The 22,458-nt window shown below is 72.7% G+C and carries 23 protein-coding genes, 1 pseudogene and 1 riboswitch; of the genes and pseudogenes, 12 read left to right on the top strand and 12 right to left on the bottom strand.

Features of this window, described 5'->3' with window-relative positions:
- Positions 1 to 122 precede the first annotated feature (122 nt).
- Both OG521_03855 and OG521_03850 read left to right on the top strand, forming a co-directional pair.
- Positions 123 to 953 (top strand): GNAT family N-acetyltransferase, encoded by an 831-nt coding sequence (locus OG521_03855; GenBank protein WUW19961.1) that lies wholly within the window; start codon positions 123 to 125, stop codon positions 951 to 953.
- The gene (locus tag OG521_03850; protein ID WUW19960.1) at positions 950 to 1,795 is read left to right on the top strand and encodes a 1-acyl-sn-glycerol-3-phosphate acyltransferase; all 846 of its coding nucleotides are present in this window, start codon (positions 950 to 952) and stop codon (positions 1,793 to 1,795) included. Before OG521_03855 ends, OG521_03850 begins: the two co-directional genes overlap by 4 nt.
- Here OG521_03850 and egtD read toward each other — a convergent pair.
- Genes egtD through egtA form a run of 4 tightly spaced genes read right to left on the bottom strand, consistent with a single transcriptional unit; the run spans position 1,738 to position 6,123 of the window.
- Positions 1,738 to 2,700, bottom strand: coding sequence for an L-histidine N(alpha)-methyltransferase (gene egtD, locus OG521_03845; protein WUW19959.1), 963 nt, complete (start codon positions 2,698 to 2,700; stop codon positions 1,738 to 1,740). The two genes, OG521_03850 and egtD, sit on opposite strands and share 58 nt — an antisense overlap.
- A complete protein-coding gene (gene egtC / locus OG521_03840) occupies positions 2,697 to 3,452 on the bottom strand; it encodes an ergothioneine biosynthesis protein EgtC (protein ID WUW19958.1) in 756 nt (251 codons plus the stop codon). Before egtC ends, egtD begins: the two co-directional genes overlap by 4 nt.
- The gene (gene egtB, locus OG521_03835) at positions 3,452 to 4,801 is read right to left on the bottom strand and encodes an ergothioneine biosynthesis protein EgtB (protein WUW19957.1); all 1,350 of its coding nucleotides are present in this window, start codon (positions 4,799 to 4,801) and stop codon (positions 3,452 to 3,454) included. Before egtB ends, egtC begins: the two co-directional genes overlap by 1 nt.
- The gene (egtA, locus tag OG521_03830) at positions 4,798 to 6,123 is read right to left on the bottom strand and encodes an ergothioneine biosynthesis glutamate--cysteine ligase EgtA (GenBank protein WUW19956.1); all 1,326 of its coding nucleotides are present in this window, start codon (positions 6,121 to 6,123) and stop codon (positions 4,798 to 4,800) included. Before egtA ends, egtB begins: the two co-directional genes overlap by 4 nt.
- Before the next feature lie 146 nt (positions 6,124 to 6,269).
- Between egtA and OG521_03825 the strand changes: the two genes are divergently transcribed.
- Positions 6,270 to 7,106 (top strand): TIGR02452 family protein, encoded by an 837-nt coding sequence (locus OG521_03825; protein ID WUW19955.1) that lies wholly within the window; start codon positions 6,270 to 6,272, stop codon positions 7,104 to 7,106.
- A gap of 152 nt (positions 7,107 to 7,258) precedes the next feature.
- On the opposite strand, the gene OG521_03820 is transcribed toward OG521_03825, so the two are convergent.
- Entirely contained in the window at positions 7,259 to 7,726 is a 468-nt protein-coding gene (locus OG521_03820; protein ID WUW19954.1) for a type II toxin-antitoxin system PemK/MazF family toxin, read from the bottom strand.
- Positions 7,727 to 7,905: 179 nt separating this feature from the next.
- On the opposite strand from OG521_03820, the gene OG521_03815 reads away from it, so the two are divergent.
- Both OG521_03815 and OG521_03810 read left to right on the top strand, forming a co-directional pair.
- Positions 7,906 to 8,928, top strand: coding sequence for a LacI family transcriptional regulator (locus OG521_03815; GenBank protein WUW19953.1), 1,023 nt, complete (start codon positions 7,906 to 7,908; stop codon positions 8,926 to 8,928).
- 58 nt (positions 8,929 to 8,986) lie between these two features.
- Positions 8,987 to 9,457: a hypothetical protein gene (locus OG521_03810; GenBank protein WUW19952.1), complete on the top strand. Its 471-nt coding sequence runs from the start codon at positions 8,987 to 8,989 to the stop codon at positions 9,455 to 9,457.
- Between the two features lie 92 nt (positions 9,458 to 9,549).
- Here OG521_03810 and trxA read toward each other — a convergent pair whose 3' ends face one another.
- Entirely contained in the window at positions 9,550 to 9,921 is a 372-nt protein-coding gene (trxA, locus tag OG521_03805) for a thioredoxin (GenBank protein WUW19951.1), read from the bottom strand.
- A gap of 116 nt (positions 9,922 to 10,037) precedes the next feature.
- Between trxA and OG521_03800 the strand changes: the two genes are divergently transcribed.
- Positions 10,038 to 11,477 carry an NAD(P)/FAD-dependent oxidoreductase gene (locus OG521_03800; GenBank protein WUW19950.1) on the top strand — a complete coding sequence of 480 codons (1,440 nt, stop codon included), beginning with the start codon at positions 10,038 to 10,040 and terminating at the stop codon, positions 11,475 to 11,477.
- Positions 11,478 to 11,536: 59 nt separating this feature from the next.
- Positions 11,537 to 12,187 carry a GPP34 family phosphoprotein gene (locus OG521_03795; protein WUW19949.1) on the top strand — a complete coding sequence of 217 codons (651 nt, stop codon included), beginning with the start codon at positions 11,537 to 11,539 and terminating at the stop codon, positions 12,185 to 12,187.
- On the opposite strand, the gene OG521_03790 is transcribed toward OG521_03795, so the two are convergent.
- A complete protein-coding gene (locus OG521_03790; protein ID WUW19948.1) occupies positions 12,145 to 12,771 on the bottom strand; it encodes a histidine phosphatase family protein in 627 nt (208 codons plus the stop codon). The genes OG521_03795 and OG521_03790 overlap by 43 nt on opposite strands.
- A 123-nt stretch (positions 12,772 to 12,894) precedes the next feature.
- A riboswitch (adenosylcobalamin (AdoCbl) riboswitch) is annotated at positions 12,895 to 12,988 on the top strand.
- A gap of 45 nt (positions 12,989 to 13,033) precedes the next feature.
- Between OG521_03790 and OG521_03785 the strand changes: the two genes are divergently transcribed.
- Positions 13,034 to 13,249 (top strand): CbtB-domain containing protein, encoded by a 216-nt coding sequence (locus OG521_03785; protein ID WUW19947.1) that lies wholly within the window; start codon positions 13,034 to 13,036, stop codon positions 13,247 to 13,249.
- A gap of 29 nt (positions 13,250 to 13,278) precedes the next feature.
- On the top strand, positions 13,279 to 14,058 hold the full coding sequence (locus tag OG521_03780; GenBank protein WUW19946.1) for a CbtA family protein: 780 nt from the start codon (positions 13,279 to 13,281) through the stop codon (positions 14,056 to 14,058).
- Between the two features lie 126 nt (positions 14,059 to 14,184).
- On the opposite strand, the gene OG521_03775 is transcribed toward OG521_03780, so the two are convergent.
- Together OG521_03775 and OG521_03770 are read right to left on the bottom strand one after the other, a co-directional pair.
- Positions 14,185 to 14,694, bottom strand: a complete 510-nt coding sequence (locus OG521_03775) for a GNAT family N-acetyltransferase (GenBank protein WUW19945.1) — start codon at positions 14,692 to 14,694, stop codon at positions 14,185 to 14,187.
- 74 nt (positions 14,695 to 14,768) lie between these two features.
- Positions 14,769 to 15,125 (bottom strand): tetratricopeptide repeat protein, encoded by a 357-nt coding sequence (locus OG521_03770; protein WUW19944.1) that lies wholly within the window; start codon positions 15,123 to 15,125, stop codon positions 14,769 to 14,771.
- 142 nt (positions 15,126 to 15,267) lie between these two features.
- Here OG521_03770 and OG521_03765 point away from each other — a divergent pair, with 142 nt between their 5' ends.
- The 3 genes and pseudogenes from OG521_03765 to OG521_03755 all read left to right on the top strand — a co-directional run bounded on the left by OG521_03765 (position 15,268) and on the right by OG521_03755 (position 17,595).
- Positions 15,268 to 16,233 carry a pirin family protein gene (locus OG521_03765; protein ID WUW19943.1) on the top strand — a complete coding sequence of 322 codons (966 nt, stop codon included), beginning with the start codon at positions 15,268 to 15,270 and terminating at the stop codon, positions 16,231 to 16,233.
- A 193-nt stretch (positions 16,234 to 16,426) separates the two neighbouring features.
- Positions 16,427 to 16,782, top strand: a pseudogene (locus OG521_03760) (aldo/keto reductase).
- 177 nt (positions 16,783 to 16,959) lie between these two features.
- The gene (locus OG521_03755; GenBank protein WUW19942.1) at positions 16,960 to 17,595 is read left to right on the top strand and encodes a hypothetical protein; all 636 of its coding nucleotides are present in this window, start codon (positions 16,960 to 16,962) and stop codon (positions 17,593 to 17,595) included.
- A gap of 24 nt (positions 17,596 to 17,619) precedes the next feature.
- On the opposite strand, the gene OG521_03750 is transcribed toward OG521_03755, so the two are convergent.
- From OG521_03750 to OG521_03740, 3 genes are read right to left on the bottom strand one after another with little or no spacing between them, the layout of a single operon-like run.
- The gene (locus OG521_03750) at positions 17,620 to 18,945 is read right to left on the bottom strand and encodes an MFS transporter (GenBank protein WUW26565.1); all 1,326 of its coding nucleotides are present in this window, start codon (positions 18,943 to 18,945) and stop codon (positions 17,620 to 17,622) included.
- Positions 18,946 to 18,992: 47 nt separating this feature from the next.
- The gene (locus OG521_03745; protein ID WUW19941.1) at positions 18,993 to 21,002 is read right to left on the bottom strand and encodes a phosphoenolpyruvate synthase; all 2,010 of its coding nucleotides are present in this window, start codon (positions 21,000 to 21,002) and stop codon (positions 18,993 to 18,995) included.
- Complete coding sequence (locus OG521_03740) at positions 20,999 to 22,372, bottom strand: ATP-grasp domain-containing protein (GenBank protein ID WUW19940.1); 1,374 nt, start codon at positions 22,370 to 22,372, stop codon at positions 20,999 to 21,001. Before OG521_03740 ends, OG521_03745 begins: the two co-directional genes overlap by 4 nt.
- Positions 22,373 to 22,458: the final 86 nt, after the last annotated feature.

Here is a 22,458-nt window from a genome sequence, read left to right as displayed (position 1 = left end):
ACCGGGGGATTCAGCCGTCGCACATCCAGGCTCTCCATGGCGGTCACGTCGAATCCAGCCGGTCACGGAAGAACTAAGAGGGTCCGGCTGCTGCCCTTGCCGACCCGTCCCCGGAGCCCGTCATGCATGTGCTGCCCTCCGCGTCCCCCGCCCCCGCCGCCCCGTCCGTTCCGTTGCGGCGGCCCCTCCTGGCCGCCCCCGCGGCCCAGCCCCGCTACCGCGTCTCCCTCGCCGTGGACCAGGCCGAGGTGCGCGCCGCCCAGCGGCTGCGTCACCAGGTCTTCGCCGCCGAGTTCGGCGCACGGCTCGACGGGCCCGAACCGGGCCTGGACAGCGACGCGTTCGACTCGTACTGCGACCACCTCCTCGTCAAGGAGTCGGCCACCGGCGAGATCGTCGCCACCTACCGGCTGCTGCCGCCCGGGCGCGCCAGGATCGCGGGCCGCCTCTACGCCGAGAGCGAGTTCGACCTGACCCGGCTCGCCCCCATCCGCGACGACCTGGTCGAGGTCGGCCGCTCCTGCGTCCACCCCGCCCACCGCGACGGCGCCGTCATCGCACTGATCTGGGCAGGCCTCGCCCGCTACATGGAACGCAGCGGGCACAACTGGCTGGCCGGCTGCTGCTCGGTCCCGCTCTCCGACGGCGGCACCGCGGCCGCCCTGGCCTGGGAGACCGTACGGACCAAGCACCTGGCGCCCGAGGAGTACTGGGTGTCCCCGCACCGCCTCTGGCAGCCCCCGGCCGCCCTCCCCGGTCCTCCGACCGGTCCCGCCGGAAGGGCAGGGCTGCCCCCGCTGCTGCGCGGCTACCTGCGGCTGGGCGCCCGGGTGTGCGGAGCCCCCGCCCACGACCCGGACTTCAACGTCGCCGACCTGTACGTCCTGCTCTCGCTGCGCGGCACCGACCCGCGCTACTTGCGCCACTTCCTCTCGCTCGCCCCGCGGAGTTGAGCGCCTGGCTGCCCGCCGCGCCCTGCACGCCGGCGGCATGCGCCACCCACGACGGCCGGTCCCGGCACCCGCTCCCGGCCGTGGCCCTGCTCTGCGCGGGCTGTGCGCTCGTCCTCACCGGCGTGCTGTGCGCCCCGCTCGCGCTCCTGCTGGGCCGGTCCCGCCGCGCGCCGCTGACCCGGACCTGGGCGCACGGGGTGGTCCGGGCCTTCGGGGTCAGGGTGCGCGTCGTCGGCCGGCCGCGGGCGCACCGGGCCGGCCCCGGCGCCCTCGTCGTCGCCAACCACGTCTCCTGGCTGGACATACCGCTGGTGGCCGCCGTGTGCCCCGGCCGGATGCTCGCCAAGAGCGACATCAGACGCTGGCCGCTGCTCGGGCCGCTCGCCGCGCTCGGCGGCACCCTCTTCGTCGAGCGCGAACGGCTGCGCGCCCTGCCCGTGACCGTGCACGCCGTCGCCTCGGCGCTGCGGAGAGGGTCGCGGGTCGTCGTCTTCCCGGAAGGCAGCACCTGGTGCGGCCGCGGGCCGGGCGGCAGGTTCCGCCCCGCGGCCTTCCAGGCGGCGATCGACGCCGGCGCCGCCGTCCAGCCGGTCCGCATCCGCTATCTCCGTGAGCCCGCCGGACACCGGGTCCCGGCGGGCGCCACGGCGTTCGTCGGCGACGATCCGCTGACCGCCTCCCTGTGGCGGGTCGTCCGGGCCGCCGGGCTGACCGCCGAGATCCACGTCATGCCGCCGATCCCGGCGGGCAGTGTCACCACCCGCCGCGCACTGGCCGCACTCGCTCAGTCCACGGTGGCCAGGGACAGCGCGAACCTGCCCTCGGAGTCCGTCCACCACTGAGCCAGCCGCAGCCCGGCACCGGCCAGCTCGTCCCGCACACCGTCCTTGCGGAACTTGGCCGACACCTCGGTCCGCACCTCCTCACCGTCCTCGAACGGCACCACCAGATCCAGCTCCGGGATCTTCACCGTCAGCGCCCGGCGGGCCCGCAGCCGCATCTCGATCCACTCCTGCTGCGGATTCCACCGGGCCACGTGCGCGAAGTCCTCCGGTACGAAGTCGGCGCCCAGCTCCCGGTCGACGACCGACAGGACGTTCCGGTTGAACGCGGCCGTCACCCCGGCCGCGTCGTCGTACGCCGCGACCAGCACCTTCTCGTCCTTCACCAGATCCGTGCCGAGCAGCAGCGCGTCACCGGGGGAGAGCAGCGCACGCACGGACGTGAGGAACGCCGCCCGCTCGTGCGGCAGCAGATTGCCGATGGTCCCGCCCAGGAACGCCACGAGCCGCGGCCCCGGCGTGTCCGGCAGGGAGAGTCCGGCCGTGAAGTCCGCGATCAGGGCGTGCACGGACAGCTCCGGCCGTTCCTCCAGCAGCGCCTTCGCCGCACCGCGAAGCGCGCTCTCGCTCACATCGACCGGTACGTAACTGTGCAGCCGGGGCAGGGCGTCGAGCAGATGCCGGGTCTTCTCCGAGGAGCCCGAGCCCAGTTCGACCAGGGTCCGGGCGCCGGACGCGGCGGCGATCTCGTCCGCCCGGTCGAGCAGGATCTCGCGTTCGGCGCGGGTCGGGTAGTACTCCGGCAGCCGGGTGATCTCCTCGAACAGTTCACTGCCCCGGGCGTCGTAGAACCACTTGGGCGGCAGTGTCTTGGGGTGCCGGGTCAGGCCGTGCAGCACATCGGCGCGCAGCGCCGCGTCCGTCGCGTCCACCGGCAGGGTGCGGGTCAGCAGGAAGGGACTCACTCGGTGGGCTCCTTGAGCGGGGTCAGCAGGACATCGGTGCCGGTCGCGGTGAGCAGTGTGCGGTCGGGGACCTCGTGCCAGCGCGGATCGTCGTCGTAGGGCTCCGAGGCGACGACCGTGTGCCGGCCGGGCTCGGCCAGCAGCCACAGGGTGTCGCCCCAGGCCGTCGCCACGATGGTGCGGCCGTCGGTGAGCAGCAGATTGAGCCGGGAGCCGGGTGCCGCCTCGGCGACCTCCCGGACGGTGTCGGCGACGGCCTGCGGGAGCGCGTCGCCCGCCTCCAGCCGGTGCAGTACGAGCGCCCACACCAGGGCGGAGTCGCAGCGGGCGGTGAGCCTGAGCAGTTCGGCCGCGGGAAGCGTCGCCGCCAGGGGGGCCATCGACTCCGGCCAGCCCTTCACCGCGCCGTTGTGACTGAACAGCACTCCGCCCCCGGTGAAGGGCGCGGCCGCCGCCTCGCCGTCCGGATCCGCCTCCGTCGCGTCCCGGACCGCCGCGAGCAGGGCATGGCTGCGCACCACCCTGGCCAGGTCCGCGAAGGTCTGGTCGCCCCAGACGGGCCCCTGCCTGCGGTAGCGTCCCGGGACCGGGTCCCCCTCCGCGTACCAGCCGACACCGAACCCGTCCGCGTTGACGGTCCCGTACCGCTGCCGGCGCGGCTCCCAGGACTGGCGCACCAGCGAGTGCACCGGCTCCGTCACCATCGTGCCCAGAGTCACCGGCGGTCCCAGGTAAGCGATATGACGGCACATCAGAGGTCCCTCGCGGTACGGAATCCGGAGAAGATCTGGCGCCTCACCGGCAGGTCCCAGTTGCGGAACGTGCCCCGGCAGGCCACCGCGTCCACCGCGAACGAACCGCCGCGCAGCACCTTGTGCTCCGGCCCGAAGAACACCTCCGAGTACTCGCGGTACGGGAACGGCGCGAAGCCCGGATAGGGCAGGAAGTCGCTCGACGTCCACTCCCAGACGTCGCCGATCAGCTGCCCGGCGCCGGACGGCGACCGCCCGGCCGGGTACGCCCCCGCGGGCGCGGGCCGCAGATGGCGCTGCCCCAGGTTGGCGTGGACCGGTGCCGGGTCATCGTCGCCCCACGGATAGCGCCGGGAGCGCCCGGACGCCGGGTCGTGGCGGGCGGCCTTCTCCCACTCCGCCTCGGTGGGCAGCCGGCGGCCGGCCCAGCGGGCGTACGCGTCCGCCTCGTACCAGCTGACGTGCAGCACCGGCTCGTCCTCCGGCACCGGTTCGGTCACCCCGAAGCGGCGGCGCAGCCACTGCCCGGCGTCGCGGTGCCAGAACAGCGGTGCGGTCAGCTCGTGCTCCCGGACCATCGCCCAGCCCTCGGGCGCCCACCAGCTCCGCTCGCCGTATCCGCCGTCCTCGATGAACGCGCGGTAGGCGCCGCAGGTCACCGGGGCGGTGTCGATGAAGAACCCGGGGACCTCGCGCCGGTGCGCGGGGCGTTCGTTGTCCAGCGCCCACGGCTCGGTCGACGTCCCCATCATGAACGGGCCGCCGGGCACCATGACTTCGGCCGCCAGGGTGGCCGCGTCGGTGGCATGCGGCGGCTCGGGCGCGCTCAGCGCGGCCGGACCCGAGCGCAGCTGATGGGTGATCAGCATGGTCTCGTCGTGCTGCTGTTCGTGCTGGGCGATCATGCCGAAGGCGAATCCGGACCGGACGAGCGCGGGACCGCCCAGCGGGGTGGACTCCAGGACGTCCAGGGCCCGTCCGCGTACCTCCGAGGCGTAGGACCGGGCCTCGGCCGGTGCCAGCAGGGGGAGCGAGGGGCGGGTGGCCCGGGGGTGCTCGAAGGCGTCGTAGAGGCCGTCGATCTCCGGGCGCATGGCCTCCCGGCCCGCCACGCCGCGCAGCAGCCACAGCTCTTCCTGATTGCCGATGTGCGCGAGGTCCCAGACCAGGGGCGACATCAACGGTGAGTGCTGGGCGGTGAGTTCGTGGTCGTCGACGCTGTCGGTGAGGAGCGTGGTGCGCCGTCGGGCGGTGAGGAGCGCGGCGAGCGCGCGCTCCCGGAGCACCTCGGGGTCCTGGAGGTCCGGGCCCCGGGTCCCGTGCGGCGAAGGTGCGGGGGAGTCGGTCATGAGAGGGTCCCCTTCGGGTGGTCCGGACCGTGTGCCCGGTCCGTCGTGAACAGTCCCCGCAGGTCGTCGGCCGGACATCGGCCCCGTGCGACGTAGCGGTCCCGGAAGTCGGCCACCGCGTCCTGGACGGCGCGGGTCGCACCCATCCGCGGCAGCGCCTCCAGCGCGAGGCCGAAGCAGACGGCGGCCGCCGTCCGCAGTTCCGGATCGGCCAGTCCGTCGCGGGCGGCCGCCACCCAGAGCGGATTGCGCGGCGCGGCCAGCGGCCCCGCCGTCTCGGCGAGGGGCTTGACGGTGCGGTACACGGTCTCGGCTGCCTCCGGGTCGTCGAACAGGGCGGTGGTGACGGCGAGCGGCACGAGCCAGCCGTCGTCACCGGGCTGCGCGTCGATCATGCGCAGCTCCAGGTGGCCGCGCGGGCGCACCGGCGGGAACAGCGTGGTGACGTGGTAGTCGAGATCGGCGCGGACCGGACGTCTGGGCACTCCGCGACGGATCCATTCACGGAAGGTGAGCCCCTCGGGCACCACCCAGACGCTGTCCTCGTCGCCCCGGATGCACATCACCGGTGTGTCGAGGACGTGCGCGCTCCACGCGTCCCGCGGCGGCAGCTGTCCCGCGGGGGCCAGCGTGCGCAGCGGGTCGAGGTCGGCCCACAGCGACTGACGCGTGGACTGCCAGGGCGTCGGCCGGCCCAGCCGGTTCGGCGAATTGGCGAACGCCGCCACCAGCACCGCGCCCAGCAGGTGGGCCAGCTGCCAGCGCCGCCCGTACCCGAGCGGTCCCGGCTCCTCCTCGCCGGCGTCCAGACAGACCTGGACGGACGCGGTCGTGCACATCATGGCGCGGCCGGCCGGGCCGAACCGGTCGAGCGAGGTCTCCATGGCGTCGTAGCGGGGCTGCCGCAGCAGCCGGCGCGGCGGATGCCAGGGATCGACACCGAGTCCGACCGGGGCGAGGCCCAGCCGGCCGAGGGTGTCACGTACGGCGATGAGGTCCGCAGCGGTGTCGTCGACGCACGCCATGAGGGAATCGGCGGGACGCGAGCTGAGCTCCAGCTGGCCGCCCGGTTCGAAGGTGAGCGCCGCGTTCAGCGGCAGCTCCCCGACGGCCGTGGCGGCCGCTTCGAGACGGTGGGGCGAGACAGGGACATGGGGCCGGTCGAGATCGTGGAGGAGCCATTCGAGCTCGACCCCCACGATGCGGGGCGGTCCTGTCTTGAAGCAGATGCCGCGCAGTAAATCCTCGGCCTCGCCCTCGCCGATGGGGGAGTCCGATTCCTGTCCGGGCGGACCGTGGCCGCCGGGTGTGTCGGATGACATGCCGGGCCTCCTGTTCCGGTGCGTCCGTCCTACCCAAACCCCTGTCGGGAGATCGCACAAGGGTGCCCCCGTGCGTCAGAAATTCGCTTGCGTCACTGCGGCGGGGCATCGACGATGCCCCGTATGCACCATAAGGGGGAGGGCCGGTGAGCGCCCGGCTGCGCGGTATCGCGCGGGAGACCGAGGCCATCGTCGACGCGGGCGTCTACCGCACACCGCAGGGCCGCGAGGTCAGCATCGAGCGGGCCCTGACCGCCGCGCTCTCGGGGACCAGGCTGTACGGCCCCGAGCCGGTGCCCGTCGCGGTACTGGACCGGGACCGCGCACCGCGCTTCGAGGTCACCGGCGAGAGCAGCCTGCGGGCGGCCGCCAGGATGACCGCCGAGGCACCGGGCAAGGTGGCCGTCCTGAGCTACGCCTCCGCCCGCAATCCGGGTGGCGGCTATCTCAACGGGGCGCAGGCGCAGGAGGAGGCCCTCTGCCGCGGCTCGGCGCTCTACACCACGCTGCTGCGCGCCCCCGAGTACTACGCCCACCACCGGGCCGAACGGGACGCGTTCTACACCGACCGGGTCATCCACTCGCCCGGGGTGCCGGTCTTCCGCGACGACCGGGGCCGGCTGCTCGACACCCCGTACACGGCGGGATTCCTCACCTCGCCCGCGCCCAACGCCGGAGTGATCCGCAGCCGGACCCCGGAGTCCGCGCACCGCATCCCCGCCGCGCTCGCCTCGCGGGCCGAACGGGTGCTGGAGGTCGCCGCGGTGCGCGGCTACCGCCGGCTGGTGCTGGGTGCCTGGGGATGCGGCGTGTTCCGCAACGACCCGGCCGAGGTCGCGGGCGTGTTCCGCGCCCTGCTCAGCGACGGCGGACGTTTCGCGGGTCACTTCGAGCAGATCGTCTTCGGGATCCTCGACCGTGACGGCGATTCGCCCACCAGGGCCGCCTTCGATCGTACGTTCGCCGATCGGGTCCAACCCTGACGCTGAGGTTGAGCCATAGGGTTGGACATCGGCGGACTCGCGACGGCTGAGCCGTTCGGGCGTGGCGGGCCCGTCACGACGGCATCGGGAGCCCGGGGGCACGCGAGCCCGGCCGTGACGGGGACCGGCGCACGCCACCGCCGGCCGGGGCGCTATTTCCAGCCGTAGCGCTCCCGCAGCCGCTCGACGACCAGATCGAACCTGTCCCGGTCCAGTGCGCACGCCTCGCGCCGCATGCCGTCCTCGTGGACACGCAGGACCCGGTCCACATCGACCCAGGACGGGCGGCCGGAACTGTCCCAGGGGCCCGCGCCCAGGGCCACCCACTCGCGGTCCCGGTCGTGCTGCTTGCTGGAGAGCTGGACGGCGAGCAGCGTGCCCGCCCCTTCGCGGGCGACCACGAGAACCGGCCGGTCCTTGCCGCGTCCGTCGTTCTCCTCGAACGGCACCCAGGTCCAGACGATCTCGCCCGGATCGGGGTCGCCGTCGCGGTCGGGGGCGTACGAGGTCCGGACCGGGCCCACGTCGTGCGGGTCGGCCTGGGAAGTGGCGGTGGGACCGGTGCGGCCGGGGAAGTCGGCCGTGCCGTCATTGCTGTCGGTGCGGTGCTGGATGGTCATCGCAACACCGTAGGACCTGTACGGCCCCGCGCGGGGAGCGGGTCCGTCGAACGGGCCACCGGCGACGGGCGTGACTGACCCTCACCCGCCCGGGTCCTGACCTCCACTTGAGGTGCACATCCGGGTCCGGGCCCCGGCGCGTTCCCGCGCCGCACGGGTCTGGAAGACTGCCCGACGCCATGAGTCAGTTACCCAAGCAGCCCGCCGAAGGCCCCGTCCCGACCAGCGCCGACGTGGCGCGGCTCGCCGGCGTCTCCCGGGCCACCGTGTCGTACGTACTCAACAACAACGCGGCCGTGCGGATCAGCGATCCGACCCGCCGCCGGGTGCGGGAGGCCGCCACCGAGCTCGGCTACGTACCCCACGCGGCGGCCCGGAGCCTGCGCGCCGGACACTCCCGCATGGTGCTCCTGCCGACGGCCGGCTTCCCCTCCGGGCCCCTGCACCACCGCTTCCTCCATGAACTCGAATCGGGCCTCCGACGGCTCGACTACACCGTCGTCCAGTACGGCTCGATCGGCCTCGACCCGGACGACGCCGCCCGCGCCTGGGCCGAACTGCGGCCCGTCGCCGTCATCGCGCCCGGCTCGGTCCCCCTCACCCCGCAGGGCATCGCCGTCCTCCGGCGCTCCGGGGCGAAGGCCGTGATCACCCTCGGACCGCAGCCGCTGGCCGGCGCCCACGCGCTGATCATGGACCAGCGCGAGGTCGGCGGCAGCGCCGTCCGGCACCTGCTGGCACGCGGCCGCCGCCGGATCGGCGTGGTGATCCCCGGCGAACCCGGCCTCGCCCTGTTCGCCGAGCCCAGACTGGCCGGTGCCCGGCGGGCCGCGGCGACGGGCGGGGTCCGGATCGAGACGCTCCCGCTGCGGTACGCGGAGGATTCCGCGGCCGACCTGGCCGCCCGGTGGCGCACCCTCGGACTGGACGGCGTGTTCGCGTACGACGACAGCTACGCGATGCTGCTGATGAGAGCCCTTCAGGACACCGGTGTCGACGTGCCCGCGGAGACCGCCGTCGTGGGCGCGGACGACTCCATGCAGGCGCGGCTGCTGAGGCCGCGGCTCAGCAGCGTACGGATGGAGCTGGCCACGGCGCAGCCACTGGCCGACCTCGTCGACCGGCTGGTGCAGAACCCCGGGACGGAGTTCGAACGGCACGATCTGCTGCGGGCCCGGACCGTCCACCGGGAGTCCAGCTGAGCCGCCCCGTCAGCGCGGCGACATGCGCGGCGGACCTCCCTTGCCTAGCGTCATGACCATGAGCCATCCGCAGAGTTACGAGATCCTGCTGGTCCCCGCGTTCGCCGACGACCGGAAGACGCGGAGCAAGGGCGCTGCCGGTACGAACGACGTCACCGCGAACGACGTGGGTACGGACGACTCCGGCGCCAACGATTCCGGTACGGGCGACTCCGGAACGGACGACTCGGGGACGAACGATTCCGGGACCAACGATTCCGGTGCGGGCGACTCCACCACCGGGACTTCCGAGCCGCAGGCTTCCGGCAGCCGGGCGGTCGGGAGCGTCGGACCCGGCTCGGCGATCCGCTCCGCCGTCGTGGTGGCCACGGGTGAAACGGGCGAGACCGGATACCCCCGCTACGCAGGCGACGGCATGGTGGCGGACATCGACCCCGAGACCCAGACGGTCGAGGGCCTGCTGATCGACGGCTCGGAGCTCGACTACGGACTCTCGGCCCGGATCTCCGAGCGGACCACGGAGGACTGAGCGGGTACCGGAACCCGGTACGGGGCACCGCAGCAGTCAGGGCCCGGCTGTCACCGGCCGGGCCCTGACACGTGGGCGAGCCCTCGGCCCGCCTACTTCTGCTCCTTCTGCTGGTCCTCGATGGACTTGCGCACCTCGTCCATGTCCAGGTTCCGCGCCTGGCCGATGACGTCCTCCAGCGCGGCCTCGGGCAGCGCGCCCGGCTGCGAGAAGACCGCCACGTTGTCCCGGACGATCATCAGCGTCGGGATGGACCGGATCTCGAAGGCGGCCGCCAGCTCCTGCTGCGCCTCCGTGTCGACCTTGGCGAAGACCAGGTCGGCGTGGCGCTCGGACGCCGAGTCGTAGACCGGGGCGAACTGCCGGCACGGGCCGCACCAGGAAGCCCAGAAGTCGATCAGGACGAACTCGTTGTCACTGACGACCTGATCGAAGTTTTCCTTGGTGAGCTCTACGGTGCTCATGTTCTGCTACCTCTTCCTGTGCCCGTATCGACGTGTCCGGGACAACGGTGCCTGTGCTTGCGCTATTCCGCCTGCCCATGTGGCCGCCGCGCACACCCATGACCAAAATGGTCCCCATGACACATGCTGTGGAGCCTGTCGCGTACGACGTCGTGGTCATCGGAGCAGGTCCGGTGGGTGAGAACGTGGCGGACCGGGCCCGGGCCGCCGGGCTCAGCGCCGCCATCGTGGAATCCGAGCTGATCGGCGGCGAGTGCTCGTACTGGGCCTGCATGCCGAGCAAGGCGCTGCTGCGCCCCGTCGTCGCCCGCGCCGACGCCCGCCGCGTCCCGGGTCTCGCCGACGCGGTGCAGGGGCCCCTGGACACCGCCGCGGTCCTCGCGCACCGCGACGCGTACGCCTCGCACTGGAAGGACGACGGCCAGGTGTCCTGGCTGGAGGGGATCGGCGCCGACATCTACCGCGGCCACGGCCGGCTCACCGGCACGAAGGCGGTCACCGTCACGGGCCCCGACGGTGCGGAACAGCGGCTCACGGCCCGGCACGCGGTGGCCGTCTGCACAGGCAGCCGGGCCGTCGTGCCCGAGCTGCCGGGCATCGACGGCGCCCGCCCCTGGACCAGCCGGGAGGCGACCAGCGCCAAGGAGGTGCCCGGTCGTCTCGTGGTCGTCGGCGGGGGAGTGGTCGGGGTGGAGATGGCCACCGTCTGGGGCGCCCTCGGTGCCCGGATCACCCTGCTGATCCGCGGCGAGGGGCTGCTGCCCCGGATGGAGCCGTTCGCCGGTGAGCTGGTCGCCGAGGCACTGACCGAGGCGGGCGCCGACATCCGTACCGGCGTCTCGGTCACCTCCGTGCGGCGTGCCGCCCCCGACGGACCGGTGACCGTCGAGCTCGACAACGGCGAAAACGTCGAGGCCGACGAGATCCTCTTCGCCACCGGCCGGGCCCCGCGCACCGAGGACCTCGGCCTGGAGACGGTCGGCCTGGAGCCGGGGTCCTGGCTGACGGTCGACGACAGCTGCCGGGTCGAGGGCACGCCCTGGCTCTACGCCGTCGGGGACGTGAACCACCGGGCACTGCTGACCCACCAGGGCAAGTACCAGGCCCGCATCGCGGGGGCCGCGATCGCCGCCCGTGCCCAGGGCGTCCCGCTCCTGGAGACGGACCGCTGGGGGGCCCACGCGGCCACCGCCGACCACGCGGCCGTGCCCCAGGTCGTCTTCACCGACCCGGAGGCGGCCTCGGTCGGCCTCACGCTCGCCGAGGCGGAGCGGGCCGGGCACCGGGTCCGGGCCGTCGACCACGACCTGGCGGCGGTGGCGGGTTCCGGTCTGTACGCGGACGGGTACCGGGGCCGGGCCCGCATGATCGTCGACCTCGACCGGGAGATCCTGCTGGGGGTCACCTTCGTCGGCCCGGGCATCGGTGAACTGCTGCACTCGGCGACGGTCGCGGTCGCGGCCGAGGTGCCCGTCGACCGCCTCTGGCACGCGGTTCCCGCGTACCCGACGATCAGCGAGATCTGGCTCCGACTGCTGGAGACGTACCGGGGGTAGCAGACCACCGCCGAACGCGGACCCGTTCGGTTGCCATCCCCGATGCCCGGAGGACGAGCGTGCGACCGAGTCTGCCCCAGCGCCTGTACCTGCTCTGCTACACCGTGGAGAAGGAGAAGTTCGAGCTCACCGATCTCCAGGGGCGCGGCCAGTTGCTGCGGGCCGGGGCGCTGACCGAGCTGGCCCTGGCCGGACTGCTCACCGCCGAGGGAGGGAAGGTCGCACGGCGTGCTGCCACGGCGCCGGGTGATCCCTTCCTCGCGGCGGTGTGGCGCGATCTGCCCGAGACGCCGAAGAGGTGGCTCTCGTACGTCCACAACAAGGCGCACACGGCGGAGAAGCCCGTCCGTGAGCAGCTTGCCGCCGCGCGCGCGATCACCGTGCGGCAGGAGAAGCGGCTGGGAGTGCTCCCCGTCGACCGGGTCGTCGTGGAGGATCCGCAGCAGGTGCGCGCCCTGCAGGACAGGGTCCGGGACGCGGTCATCGGCGGCTCCGAACCGGCCGCGATCCCCGTGGACGAACTGGCCATGGCCGTGCTCGCGGCGGAGACCGAGGTGAGCAGCGTGTTCAGCGGGAAGGAGCGCCGGGCGCACAAACCGGCGCTCAAGGCGCTCGCCGCGCACTTCGACGGCGTCGTGCCCGGCCTGCGCAAGGCATTGCGTGACTCCTACCTGTCGAGCCGGGCGGTCGGGGGTGGCTGGGGCGCCTGAGCGCCGGCCGTCTCCGCCGTGAGCGGCCGGCCGGTACGAAGGTTCCACCTCCCGGACCGGCCGCTGAGCTCCGTCAGCGTCAGAGGGGCGACGTCGATCCGCCAGAAGGCCCGTGGCGGAAGGTCCAGCGCGTGGACGACCGCGGCCCTGACCACGGCGGGCTCGACCACCGCCAGCACGCGTCCGGGTCCGCCGCCGTCCAGGGAACCGAGCCAGGCGCCGGCCCTGGCGCACAGACCGAGCAGCGACTCACCGCCGTGCGGGGCGGCGGAGGGATCCGCGAGCCAGGCGGCCACTCCCTCCGGATCACTCGCGCTCACCTCGTCCAGCCGGGCGCCCGCCCAGCGGTTCAACTCCCAGTCCCGCAGGGCATTTTCAGGGGCGGAACGGAGCCCGAGGGCGGCTGCGGTCAGGTCGCACCGACGGGACGGCCCGTGCAGCAACCGGTCGGCTGCGGGCACAGCGTCCGCGGCGGCGCGCGCCTGCCGCTGGCCGGCGTCGTCGAGGGGCGCGTCCCCCGCGAAACGGGCCTCGCGCAGTGCGGCGTTCATCGCCGGTGAGATCAACATCACCCGTACCGTCATAACCGCTCTCAACTCCCTGAACTGTGGCCACTTGGCCAAGCACACCATGGCATTCGGGGCCCCCGGTACGGCCGGCGGCACCATGGCGGCGCCCGCGTCCAGGCGGTATGGTCGCGACGACATGACGAGGGTGTGACGGAAGTCCGGTGAGAATCCGGCACGGTCGCGCCACTGTGAACCCGTACCCGTACGGGAAGTCAGACCCAGCACCTTCGTCTCAGGCACCACGATCGGGACGCGTGTTCCCCCAGGAGGTTCTGCCATGGCACAGACTGCTGCCCCCGCCACCGGCGCACCCGCCATCACTCCCATCTCGCTGAAGGCCATTGCCCCTTGGGCCGCCTTCTTCGGCATCCTCATGCTGATCCTGCTGTACTTCGTCGGCGCCGAGCAGGGCGCCACCGCGCTCATCTCCGGCGAAGGCGTGCACGAGTGGGTCCACGACGGGCGCCACCTCCTCGGTTTCCCCTGCCACTGATCCCGTCGCTTGATCCAGGGGAACCCCTCATGAACTCCATATCTGTCCGAGCCCTGCTGGTCCGCGGCATGCTGGCCGGTCTCGCCGCGGGTGCGCTCGCACTTCTCGTCGCCTACTTCCTCGGCGAGTCCCGGGTGGACGCGGCCATCGCCCTCGAAGAGGCGCACAGCCACACCCACGACCACGGCGGCGGCGAGGAACTCGTCAGCCGCACCATGCAGTCCACCGCCGGTCTCGCCACCGGTGTCCTGGTGTTCGGCGTGGCGGTCGGCGGCATCGCCGCACTCGTCTTCTGCTACGCCCTCGGCCGGATGGGCCGGTTCGGCCCCAGGGCCACGGCCGCGCTGATCGCCGGTGCGGCCCTGCTGACGGTGTACGTCGTGCCGTTCCTGAAGTACCCGGCGAACCCGCCGGCCGTCGGCAACCCCGACACCATCGGTAAACGCACCACCCTGTTCTTCCTGATGGTCGCGCTCAGCGTCCTGCTGGCCGTCGCCGCCGTCATCCTCGGCAAGCGGCTGGCTCCCCGCCTGGGCAACTGGAACGCCACCATCGCGGCGGCGGCCGGCTATGTGCTGGTGATCGGGCTGGCCTACGCCTTCCTGCCCTCGTTCAACGAGGTCGGAAAGGACTTCCCGGCCTCGCTGCTCTGGGAGTTCAGGCTGGCGACGCTCGCCGTCCAGGTGACGCTCTGGACCACCTTCGGGCTGGTCTTCGGGTATCTCACCGAGCGGTTGCTGGTGCCGAGGCCGCAGGCGGTCACGGCCGAGAACGGCAAGGCGAACCGGCCGGCCACGGTCGCCGGCTGAGCCCAGGGCAGTGCGATGTGCGGGGCCTGCCGGGAGAACCCGGCAGGCCCCGCCGCATGCGTGGGCCCGCTGCCTCACTCCGGCTGTCCCACTCCCGCGGTGGGGGCCCGTCCGACTCCCGCTGTCTCACCCCTGCGGGGCGGGCGCGTCCCACTCGATCCGGTAGTGCTTCAGCAGTGCGTCCTCCTTCACGAAGAGCATTCCCGCGGCCGTCATGACGTGCTGGGAGGCGACGTTGTCGAGGTCGGTGTCACCGTGCACGCAGACGACGCCCCGGTCACGGGCGAACCGCAACAGGCCGCGAAGCGCCTCGGAGGCGTACCCCATGCCCCGTGCCGACGGCACGAGTCCGTAACCGATCGTGACGTGCCGGTGCTCGTCGGGCGTCCCGTGGAACCCGACCCCACCGATCACCACCGCGTCCTCGCGGCGCTGTATCACGTACCCTCCGAAGGGGCCCGGATCCCCGCTCTCCGCACAGGTGTTGAGGAAACGCGTGGCCGCCGCGACCTCGCCGACGGAGGGGTAGCCGGGCGCCCAGCGCACGCCCGGCGCGGGACTGCCGGCCACCACCTGCTCGGCGTCGGCAACGGTCATCAGGCGGAGGGACAGGCGCGGTGTCACAAGGTCGGTCATGACTCCGTGGACTATCACGCGCCACGACCGGGCCGCACCCGGATTACGCGGGTGCGGCCCGGTGCACGCGGAGGTCAGGCGCCGGATGCCGGGGCGAACTCCCCGGACAGGGCGGCCGCCATCCGCAGCTGCGTGTCCGCCTCGGCCTGCCGGCCCTGCCGCTCCAGGGTGCGGCCGAGCATCAGCCGGGCGTACTGCTCGACGGGGTCACGCTCCAGCACCGCGCGCAGTTCACCCTCGGCCCGCACGAGCCGCGCCGAGTGGTAGTAGGCCCGGGCCAGCAGCAGCCGCGGCGCCACCTGCTCCGGAACCTCCTCGACCAGCCCGCCGAGAATCCGGGCGGCGCTGGTGTACTCCTTCGCGTCGAAGAAGAGCCGTGCACGGTCCCAGCGCTCGGCGGCGGTGCCGAACTCGAAGTAGGTGTCGCTCATGTGACCTCCTCGGCCGAGGGTGGTAGCCGGGCCGCTCCCGTACGTACCGATCCCCACAACACACACAGATGGTTTAACATTCCACTAAATATTCGGCGTGGGTGCCACCCGCCCGGACTCGCACGGGAATAGGTTGAGCGCCATGAGCAATCTCGATCGCCAGGCAGCACTCTCCGTCTGCGGAGGGCGCGGCTTCGTCGTCGCCGAACCCGTACGTGAACTCCTCACTCCGCGCCGGGTGCAGCTCGGCGAGTCCACCGAGGTCCGCCGGCTGCTGCCCAACCTGGGCCGCCGCATGGTCGGGGCGTGGGCCTTCGTCGACCACTACGGCCCCGACGACATCGCGGACGAGCCCGGTATGCAGGTGCCGCCCCACCCCCACATGGGCCTGCAGACGGTCAGCTGGCTGCACGACGGCGAGGTCCTGCACCGCGACAGCCTCGGCAGCCTGGCGACGGTCCGCCCGCGCGAGCTCGGCCTGATGACCTCCGGACGGGCGATCAGCCACTCCGAGGAGAGCCCCAAGCAGCACGCCGCACTGCTGCACGGCGCCCAGCTGTGGGTCGCCCTCCCCGATGCGCACCGCCAGGTCGAACCGCACTTCCAGCACCACACGGACCTCCCGTCCGTCACCGCACCCGGCCTCACGGCCACGGTGATCCTCGGCGAGCTCGACGGCGCCACCTCGCCCGGCACCGCGTACACCCCGATCGTCGGCGCCGACCTCGCCCTGAGCCGGGACGCCGAGGCACGCCTCCCGCTGAACCCGGACTTCGAGTACGCCGTGCTGTCGATGTCCGGCCGGGCGGAGGTCGACGGCGTCCCCGTGGAGCCCGGCTCGATGCTCTACCTCGGCTGCGGCCGCACGGAGCTGCCGCTGCGCGCGGACTCCGACGCGGGCCTGATGCTGCTGGGCGGTGAACCCTTCGAGGAGGAGATCGTCATGTGGTGGAACTTCGTGGCCAGGAACCAGGACGAGATCACGCAGGCCCGGGAGGACTGGATGAAGGGCGACCGGTTCGGCGCCGTGCGGGGGTACGACGGTGCGCCGCTCCCGGCTCCCGCACTGCCCGCTGTGCCCCTGAAGCCGCGTGGACGTGTGCGCTGAGCTGCGGGTTCTTACGGGTTCGTGGCTTTCGAGGTGTGCCCGATCATGCCTGCGTCGTTGCTGTGGGCGGGAGGGGTCTGGAAGCGGCTGAGAGTGCCTCGGAGGAAGGCCTTCCGCTGGACCGGCGTTCCCGTCTGTGCTCGCGTCTGACCTCGTGTGCCAGGACGGATGCTGACTCAATGCTGACTTCGCACGCGCCGACTGCCAGGGCCTCATGCGCGAACACGGGGTGCGGATCCAGTCATGGGGCGGCTTCGCCGAGGGGCGGAACGACCTGTTCACCGACCCGCTGCCGGCGGACATCGGCAAGGGACACGGCAAGTCGGTGGCGCAGGTGGTGCTGCGCCGGCTGACCCGGCGAGGTGTGGTCGCCATCCCCAAGTCGGTGCGTGCCGAGCGGATGGCGGAGAACCTCGACGTCTTCGACTTCCGGCTCACCGGCGAACAGCCGGCGCGGATCGCCACGCTCGACACCGGCGCCTCGCTGTTCTTCGACCACCGGGACCCGAGATCGTCGCCTGGCTCGCCAGGCGTCGCCCGGACGCCTGAGCCGTCCGGGCGCGGACCGGTCCACGTGCAAGTCGGCCGTCGGACGACCGGATCGGAGGACACGGGAAAGATCTTCCCGGAATGTGCGTGCCCCGAACGAAAAAGTGTGGCGTCATGTGTCATGTACTGAACATTTTCGCATCGCTGTGATGCGTCAAGGAGAAGGGCGCCGACGCCATGAGAAGAACCGCCTCCCGGGGCCTCGTCCGTCTGAGCCTCGCACTGGGTGCCGCCGTGGCGTCGACCGCGCTGGTCACGACGGCGAGTGCGGCCTTACCGGTGACCGCCGGGTCCACGGGGCCGCCCGTCGCTCCTCGGACCGGCACCGAACGCGGCTGTGTCGTCGTGTACTTCGACCTGGGCGAGACCCTGGTCCACACGGCCGACGACGCCACCACGGGCTACCGGCAGGACGCGGCCGACCACCTGGCCGCACTGCGCAAACGCCACATCAAGGTCGGGCTGATCACCAACGTGCCGTCCTCCTGGGGCACGACCGACGCCGCGCGCGCGGCCGTGCTCAAGAAGGAGGTCGACAGCACCTGGACGGGCAGCACGCCCTTCGCCTGGGACGACTTCGGTGACCGGATCCTGACCCCGCGCACCGAGGCCGAGCGCAAGCCGGCGCCCGCCCTCTGGGAACGCGCACGGCACGCGTCCGGTGGCTGTCGTCTCGTCTACCAGGCCGAGACGGCCGAGGAGACCGACACCGCCGCCTCGCTCGGCTACGTGGCGTACCGGATCGGACAGCCCGCCCGGCCCGCCTTCCTGCCGGCCCCGCTGATCGAGCTGCTCGCCCACCTGCCCGGCTGACGCCCGCCGGCGACGCGCGCCTTCCTAGGAAGGCGTGTCCGCCTGCCGGCGCCCCCCTCCGGCCGGACGGCCCGCACCGTCGGCGACGGCATCCAGCCGTACGCCCGGGGCCGTCCGGTCGGAGGGCCGCTTCACCACCCCGCTGCGCAGCACCAGTTGGAAGACCCCGAGCAGCACCGCGGTCGCCAGGGCACTGTGCCAGAGCAGGGCGTCCAGGCGCCCGGCGGAGAGGTACGCGCCCGCGGCCACCGCGGCCAGCGCACACACCGCGCGGTCCACGATGCTCTCCACCGAGAGCAGGGTGGCCCGTGGTGCGTGGGCGGGCACGGCGTCGTTCACCAGCTTGCGCTGGACCGGGTAGGCGAAGCCGGTGGCGGCGGCGAACAGGCAGAGCAGGGCGACCACCGCCCAGGGCCCGCCCAGGGTGAGCCCGGCCAGGGTGCCCGCGAGCGCGAGGCTCAGGACCGATACCCAGGCCACCGGCGTCAGCCGGCGGCTCAGCCACTGGGGCCTGGCCGATGCCACGGCCTCCGCCACCGTCATGGCGGCCAGCACCCCGCCGTGCGAGGACTCACCGATGCCGTGGTCCAGCAGGATGGGCTGGAAGAGGTTGACCTGGCAGATCCGCGAGAGCGTGAACACCGCCACGCCCTGCATCATCACCAGGGCGAGCCACGGCGAGGAGGCGACGCAGCGCAGCGCGGAGCCCGCGTCGCGCAGGAACGCCCCGCGCCGGCGCCCGCCCCCCGCCCGTCCGCCGGCCGTCCCGGCCCCGTCCCCGTCCCCCGGGACGGTCAGCCGGGGCAGGGCCACCGCACAAGCCAGGGAGCCCGCCGCGCTGGCGGCGCTCAGCACGTACGGGGCCGTGTGGGCGAGGGCCATCAGCGGCCCGACCAGCGGCCAGCACACGACCTTGGCCGCCAGCCCCAGGGCCCGCGCCGTGCCCTCCGCCTTCAGGTAGTGCTCGTCGCACTTCTCCGCCCGCAGCCCGTCGTACAGATAGGCGCTCGCCGCTCCCGAGGTGAGCGAGCGGCCCGCGGCGATCGCGAGGAAGTGGAGCAGGAATCCGGTGTACGAGGCGCTGAACACCGGTGCCAGGTTCGCCGCCGTCATCACGACGGCCCCGGCCCGCAGGCAGTTGCGGGTGCCGATCCGGTCGGCGATGAGCCCGGTCGGGATCTCGAACAGGCAGAACGCCACGTAGTAGATGCTCTGGATGCCGAAGATCTGCCCGTCCGAGAGCCCGGCCGCCTTCTGGTAGGCGTAGAACACCGGCATCCACCACAGCAGGTTGAACAGCAGCTGGAAGCCGTAGTTCAGGCGGATGATCCGGCGGGCCGTGTCGGTCAGGGCGCCGCCGGTCCGGCCGGTGGAGGGCGCCCGGGGGAGGCGGGCCCTCACAGCGCGTAGGGGCGGATCTGGACCAGGCGGAGCTCGCCCCGGTCGCTCATCAGCCACTCGATGTCCAGCGGCCGGTCCACGTCGTCCGCGCTGAAGTGGGACTGCAGGAGCCGTCCCGTCAGCGACAGGTCGGCGAGCCGGGCGCGGGTGGCGGCGGGCAGCCCCTCACCCCAGGAGCCGAGGGCCACGGTGCGGCCGCCGCCCTCCACCGTGTTGTACAGGTACTGCTGCGGCAGCACGGAGCCCTCGACGACCTGCTCGGGGGAGCCGGGGGAGCAGTTGAGGTAGACGTTGCGGAAGTCCTCGCGCCGGGTCGGGTTGCAGGTCACCAGGACGCCGCCGAGGGAGGCGGGGACGTACTCCTGGATGATCACTCCCATGTACGTGTCGTCCAGGGAGATGCCGACCTGATGACGCAGCCGGACGCTGCGCGGTGACAGCAGCGAGGCCCACACCTGCCTTACGGCATCGAGGAGTTCGGCGGTGCCGCGCACGGTGGTGACGGAGTCGTAGACACCGGCCGCGGAGAAGCCGGGGAGGTCCTCGGCGTTGGAGGAGGAGCGCACCACCAGGCGGCTGCCCGCGGCCAGTGGCGCGGGGAACGCCTGCCTGATCTGCCGGGTGACGGTCTCGGGCATGGGCGTGTGGCGGATCAGGTGCTGGAGCTGGAGACAGAGCGCGTCCAGCATGTCGGTGGCGTCGAGTTCCAGCGCCATCTTCAGCTTGCCGATGCCCTGCTGGAGCGCCGGAGAGGAGGTGAGGAAGGCGTGCTGGAGCGCGAAGGGCAGCGCGACGCCGTCCGGCGCACCGACCGTCGCCGCGACGAACGCGGCTGCTGCCGAACGCAGTTCGGCTGCGGAGGGCGCGTGCAGACCGAGCCGGACGGAGAGGTGCCCGTAGAGGTCTTCACGCGGCGGGCGGGGACGTCCGTAGAAGGCGGTGAGATCGGCTGTGCGGCTGTCCAGGACGTGGTGCAGCTCTCCCAGATTGGCCGCCTTCGTGCCGTACCGGTCGCGGTCGTCGCTGCGCAGCCGGTGCAGGGACAGCACGGGCGCGTCCTCCAGCAGGGGCGGCTCCAGACGGATGCGCTGCCGGTGCCAGGCCGGGGCCTGCAGGGCGGGCTCCCGGTCCAGCCGCTCCAGACTGATCTCGTCCTCGCGCACCCGGTAGCGGACCCACGCACCGTCCAGGCCGTCCTTCTCGACGAGCTGTTCCAGGTCGCGGACGATGGCGTTGGGGATGCCCCAGCCGGAGGCGAGGACGTTGGTGTGCGAAAGAGGCGTGATCTGTGCCGTGTTGAGGAATCCGGCCACGCGCGGTACGTCGTCCGGCAGGCAGGGCATGGCGACGATGTCGGCCCAGCCGAGCCCGGCCTCGGCGGCGGCGTACTCCTCAGGGTTCCGGAAGAAGCGCAGCCGCCCGGTGGCGTCGCCGGGGTTCAGAGGTGTCCGGTTCCGCGTGCCGAAGAGCTCGTGGCCGAGGATGCGCGGTACCCGCGGCTCGCTGATCGCCGTCAGCTCCTCTTCCTGGCCGTGGTTCGCGGGCTTGAGCAGCAGCGGCAGCCTGCCGTCGACGCGCTCCCGGACGAACTCGTAGAAGGACTCCAGCAGTGCGCCGTGCATGGTGTCGGCCTCGGTCGTCTCCAGGACGAGGAAGACCCGTTCGCGGCCCTCCGCCTCCTGCTCCGTGTGCAGGGACAGCACCCCGAGGAGGAAGCGGCGCCCGGGGTCGGTGTACACGGAGGCGTTGAACGCGTCCAGGCCGGCGTCCAGCGCGGACAGTTCCATGCCCAGGACCCGGGTGGCGATGTAGTTGACGTGGAAGGGGTGCGCGGCGGTGTCGAGCAGGTGCCAGGTGTCCTCGGTGCGGTCGACGACGACCTTGAGGTACGGGTGACCTGCCAGCACCCCCGAAAGGGTCCGGAACAGCGGCAGCGACAGGTTCCCGCCGACGACCGTACGGTCCGTCGCCGGTTCCGGTGCGCCGGTGGAGAGCGTGGCGGTCATATGGCGGCTCCCTCGGGCAGCGCGGCGGGCAGTACCCGGGGCAGGGCGTCGACCAGGGCCTCGAAGTCGCGGAGCACGGTGCGCGGGTCGGCGGCGGAGAGCAGGCACAGTGCCGCCATGGTGTTGGCCCCGGCGGCCGGGTCGTAGACCGGTACGACGCTGCCGTCGGCGAGCGAGCTCTCCGTGACCACGGACAACTCGCTGCCGCGGCTGAGCGGGACGCCCGCGGAGACCGCCGGGAAGTCCCAGACCCGCAGGTCCTGCCAGGCTTCGCCGCTGCCGTCGACCGCGAGGACGACGAGGGAGCCGGCCGCGCCGCTGGCCTGCGCGGGGGTACGCGCCTGTTGAGGCCAGTCGACCGGGCGGCCGAGGAGGTGGTCGACCAGCATGCCGACGAGGTCGAGGTGGAAGACCTCCTCGATCTGCGGGACAGTCATCGCGCCGCCCAGCCGGGCCGCCGTCTCGATCAGCCACATGCGGCCGTCCGCCCCGAGCTTGATCTCGGTGTGCGTACCGCAGTTGCTGAGCCCGAGGGCGTCCACGGCCTCCCGGGCGAGGGCCACGACACGCTCCTGGGCCTCTGGCGGCAGCAGGGCGGGGGTGATGCCCGCGCGTTCGGTGAACGGTTCGACCGTGGGCATCCGGCCGCTGAGGCAGACCGGGTGGAAGTCGCCGTCGGCCACGACGCCCTCGACGCTGACGTAGTCGCCCCAGCCGGGCTCGTCGAACCAGTCGGTGGCCAGACCGGTGACGATCTCCTCGACGACGAAGTCCGCCTGGGCCTCGGCCACGTGGAGTTCCGCGTAACCCAACTGGGCTGATTCGGCCATTACTTCCCGCGAGCGGGACCAGGCGGCGGAGGCCTCGTGGGGGGAGCGGATGATCTGGTGCGCGGTGGAGCCCGCGCTCCAGGCCGCCTTGAGCAGCAGTGGGAAGGTCAGTGCTTCGGTGGCCGCGTGGAGGTCCGCCTCCGTGGCGACGGGGCGGAACTCCGGTTGTGGCAGCCCGTGTTCCTGCCAGGTGCGGCGCATCAGCCGCTTGTCGCGGGCCAGGGCCGAGGCGCTGCCGGCCCCGGCGAGTCCGAGTTCCTCGCAGGCCTCGGCGACTGCCACCACCGCGTACTCGGAGAAGGTGAGCACCGCCTCCGCCCTGACGGCCCGCGCCCGCGAGACGATCAGGGAGACCAGGTCCGCCCGCTCCGCGTCGGCCGGCGTCTCGACCGAGGCGCACAGCCGCGCGGCGGAGCCGGCGACCGAGGGCGGCAGGGCGCTGAGCGCCAGCAGGTGCACCTGCGACCTCGCGGCCGCCCGGGAAAGGACGTGACCGAGCGGCGGACCACCCTTGGCATGCACCAACAGCACCTTGCTCACTGAAGTTCGTCTCCGTTCGTTCGTGTGGTCAGAAGCCGCGGCCGGGCGGTTCGCCCCGTACCCGCTGCGGGGCCCGGCCCCGGAGC

Source organism: Streptomyces sp. NBC_01463 (genome assembly GCA_036227345.1).
GTDB lineage: Bacteria > Actinomycetota > Actinomycetes > Streptomycetales > Streptomycetaceae > Streptomyces.
Note: the sequence above shows the minus strand (reverse complement) of the source record. Positions and strands in the feature narration are given on the sequence as shown.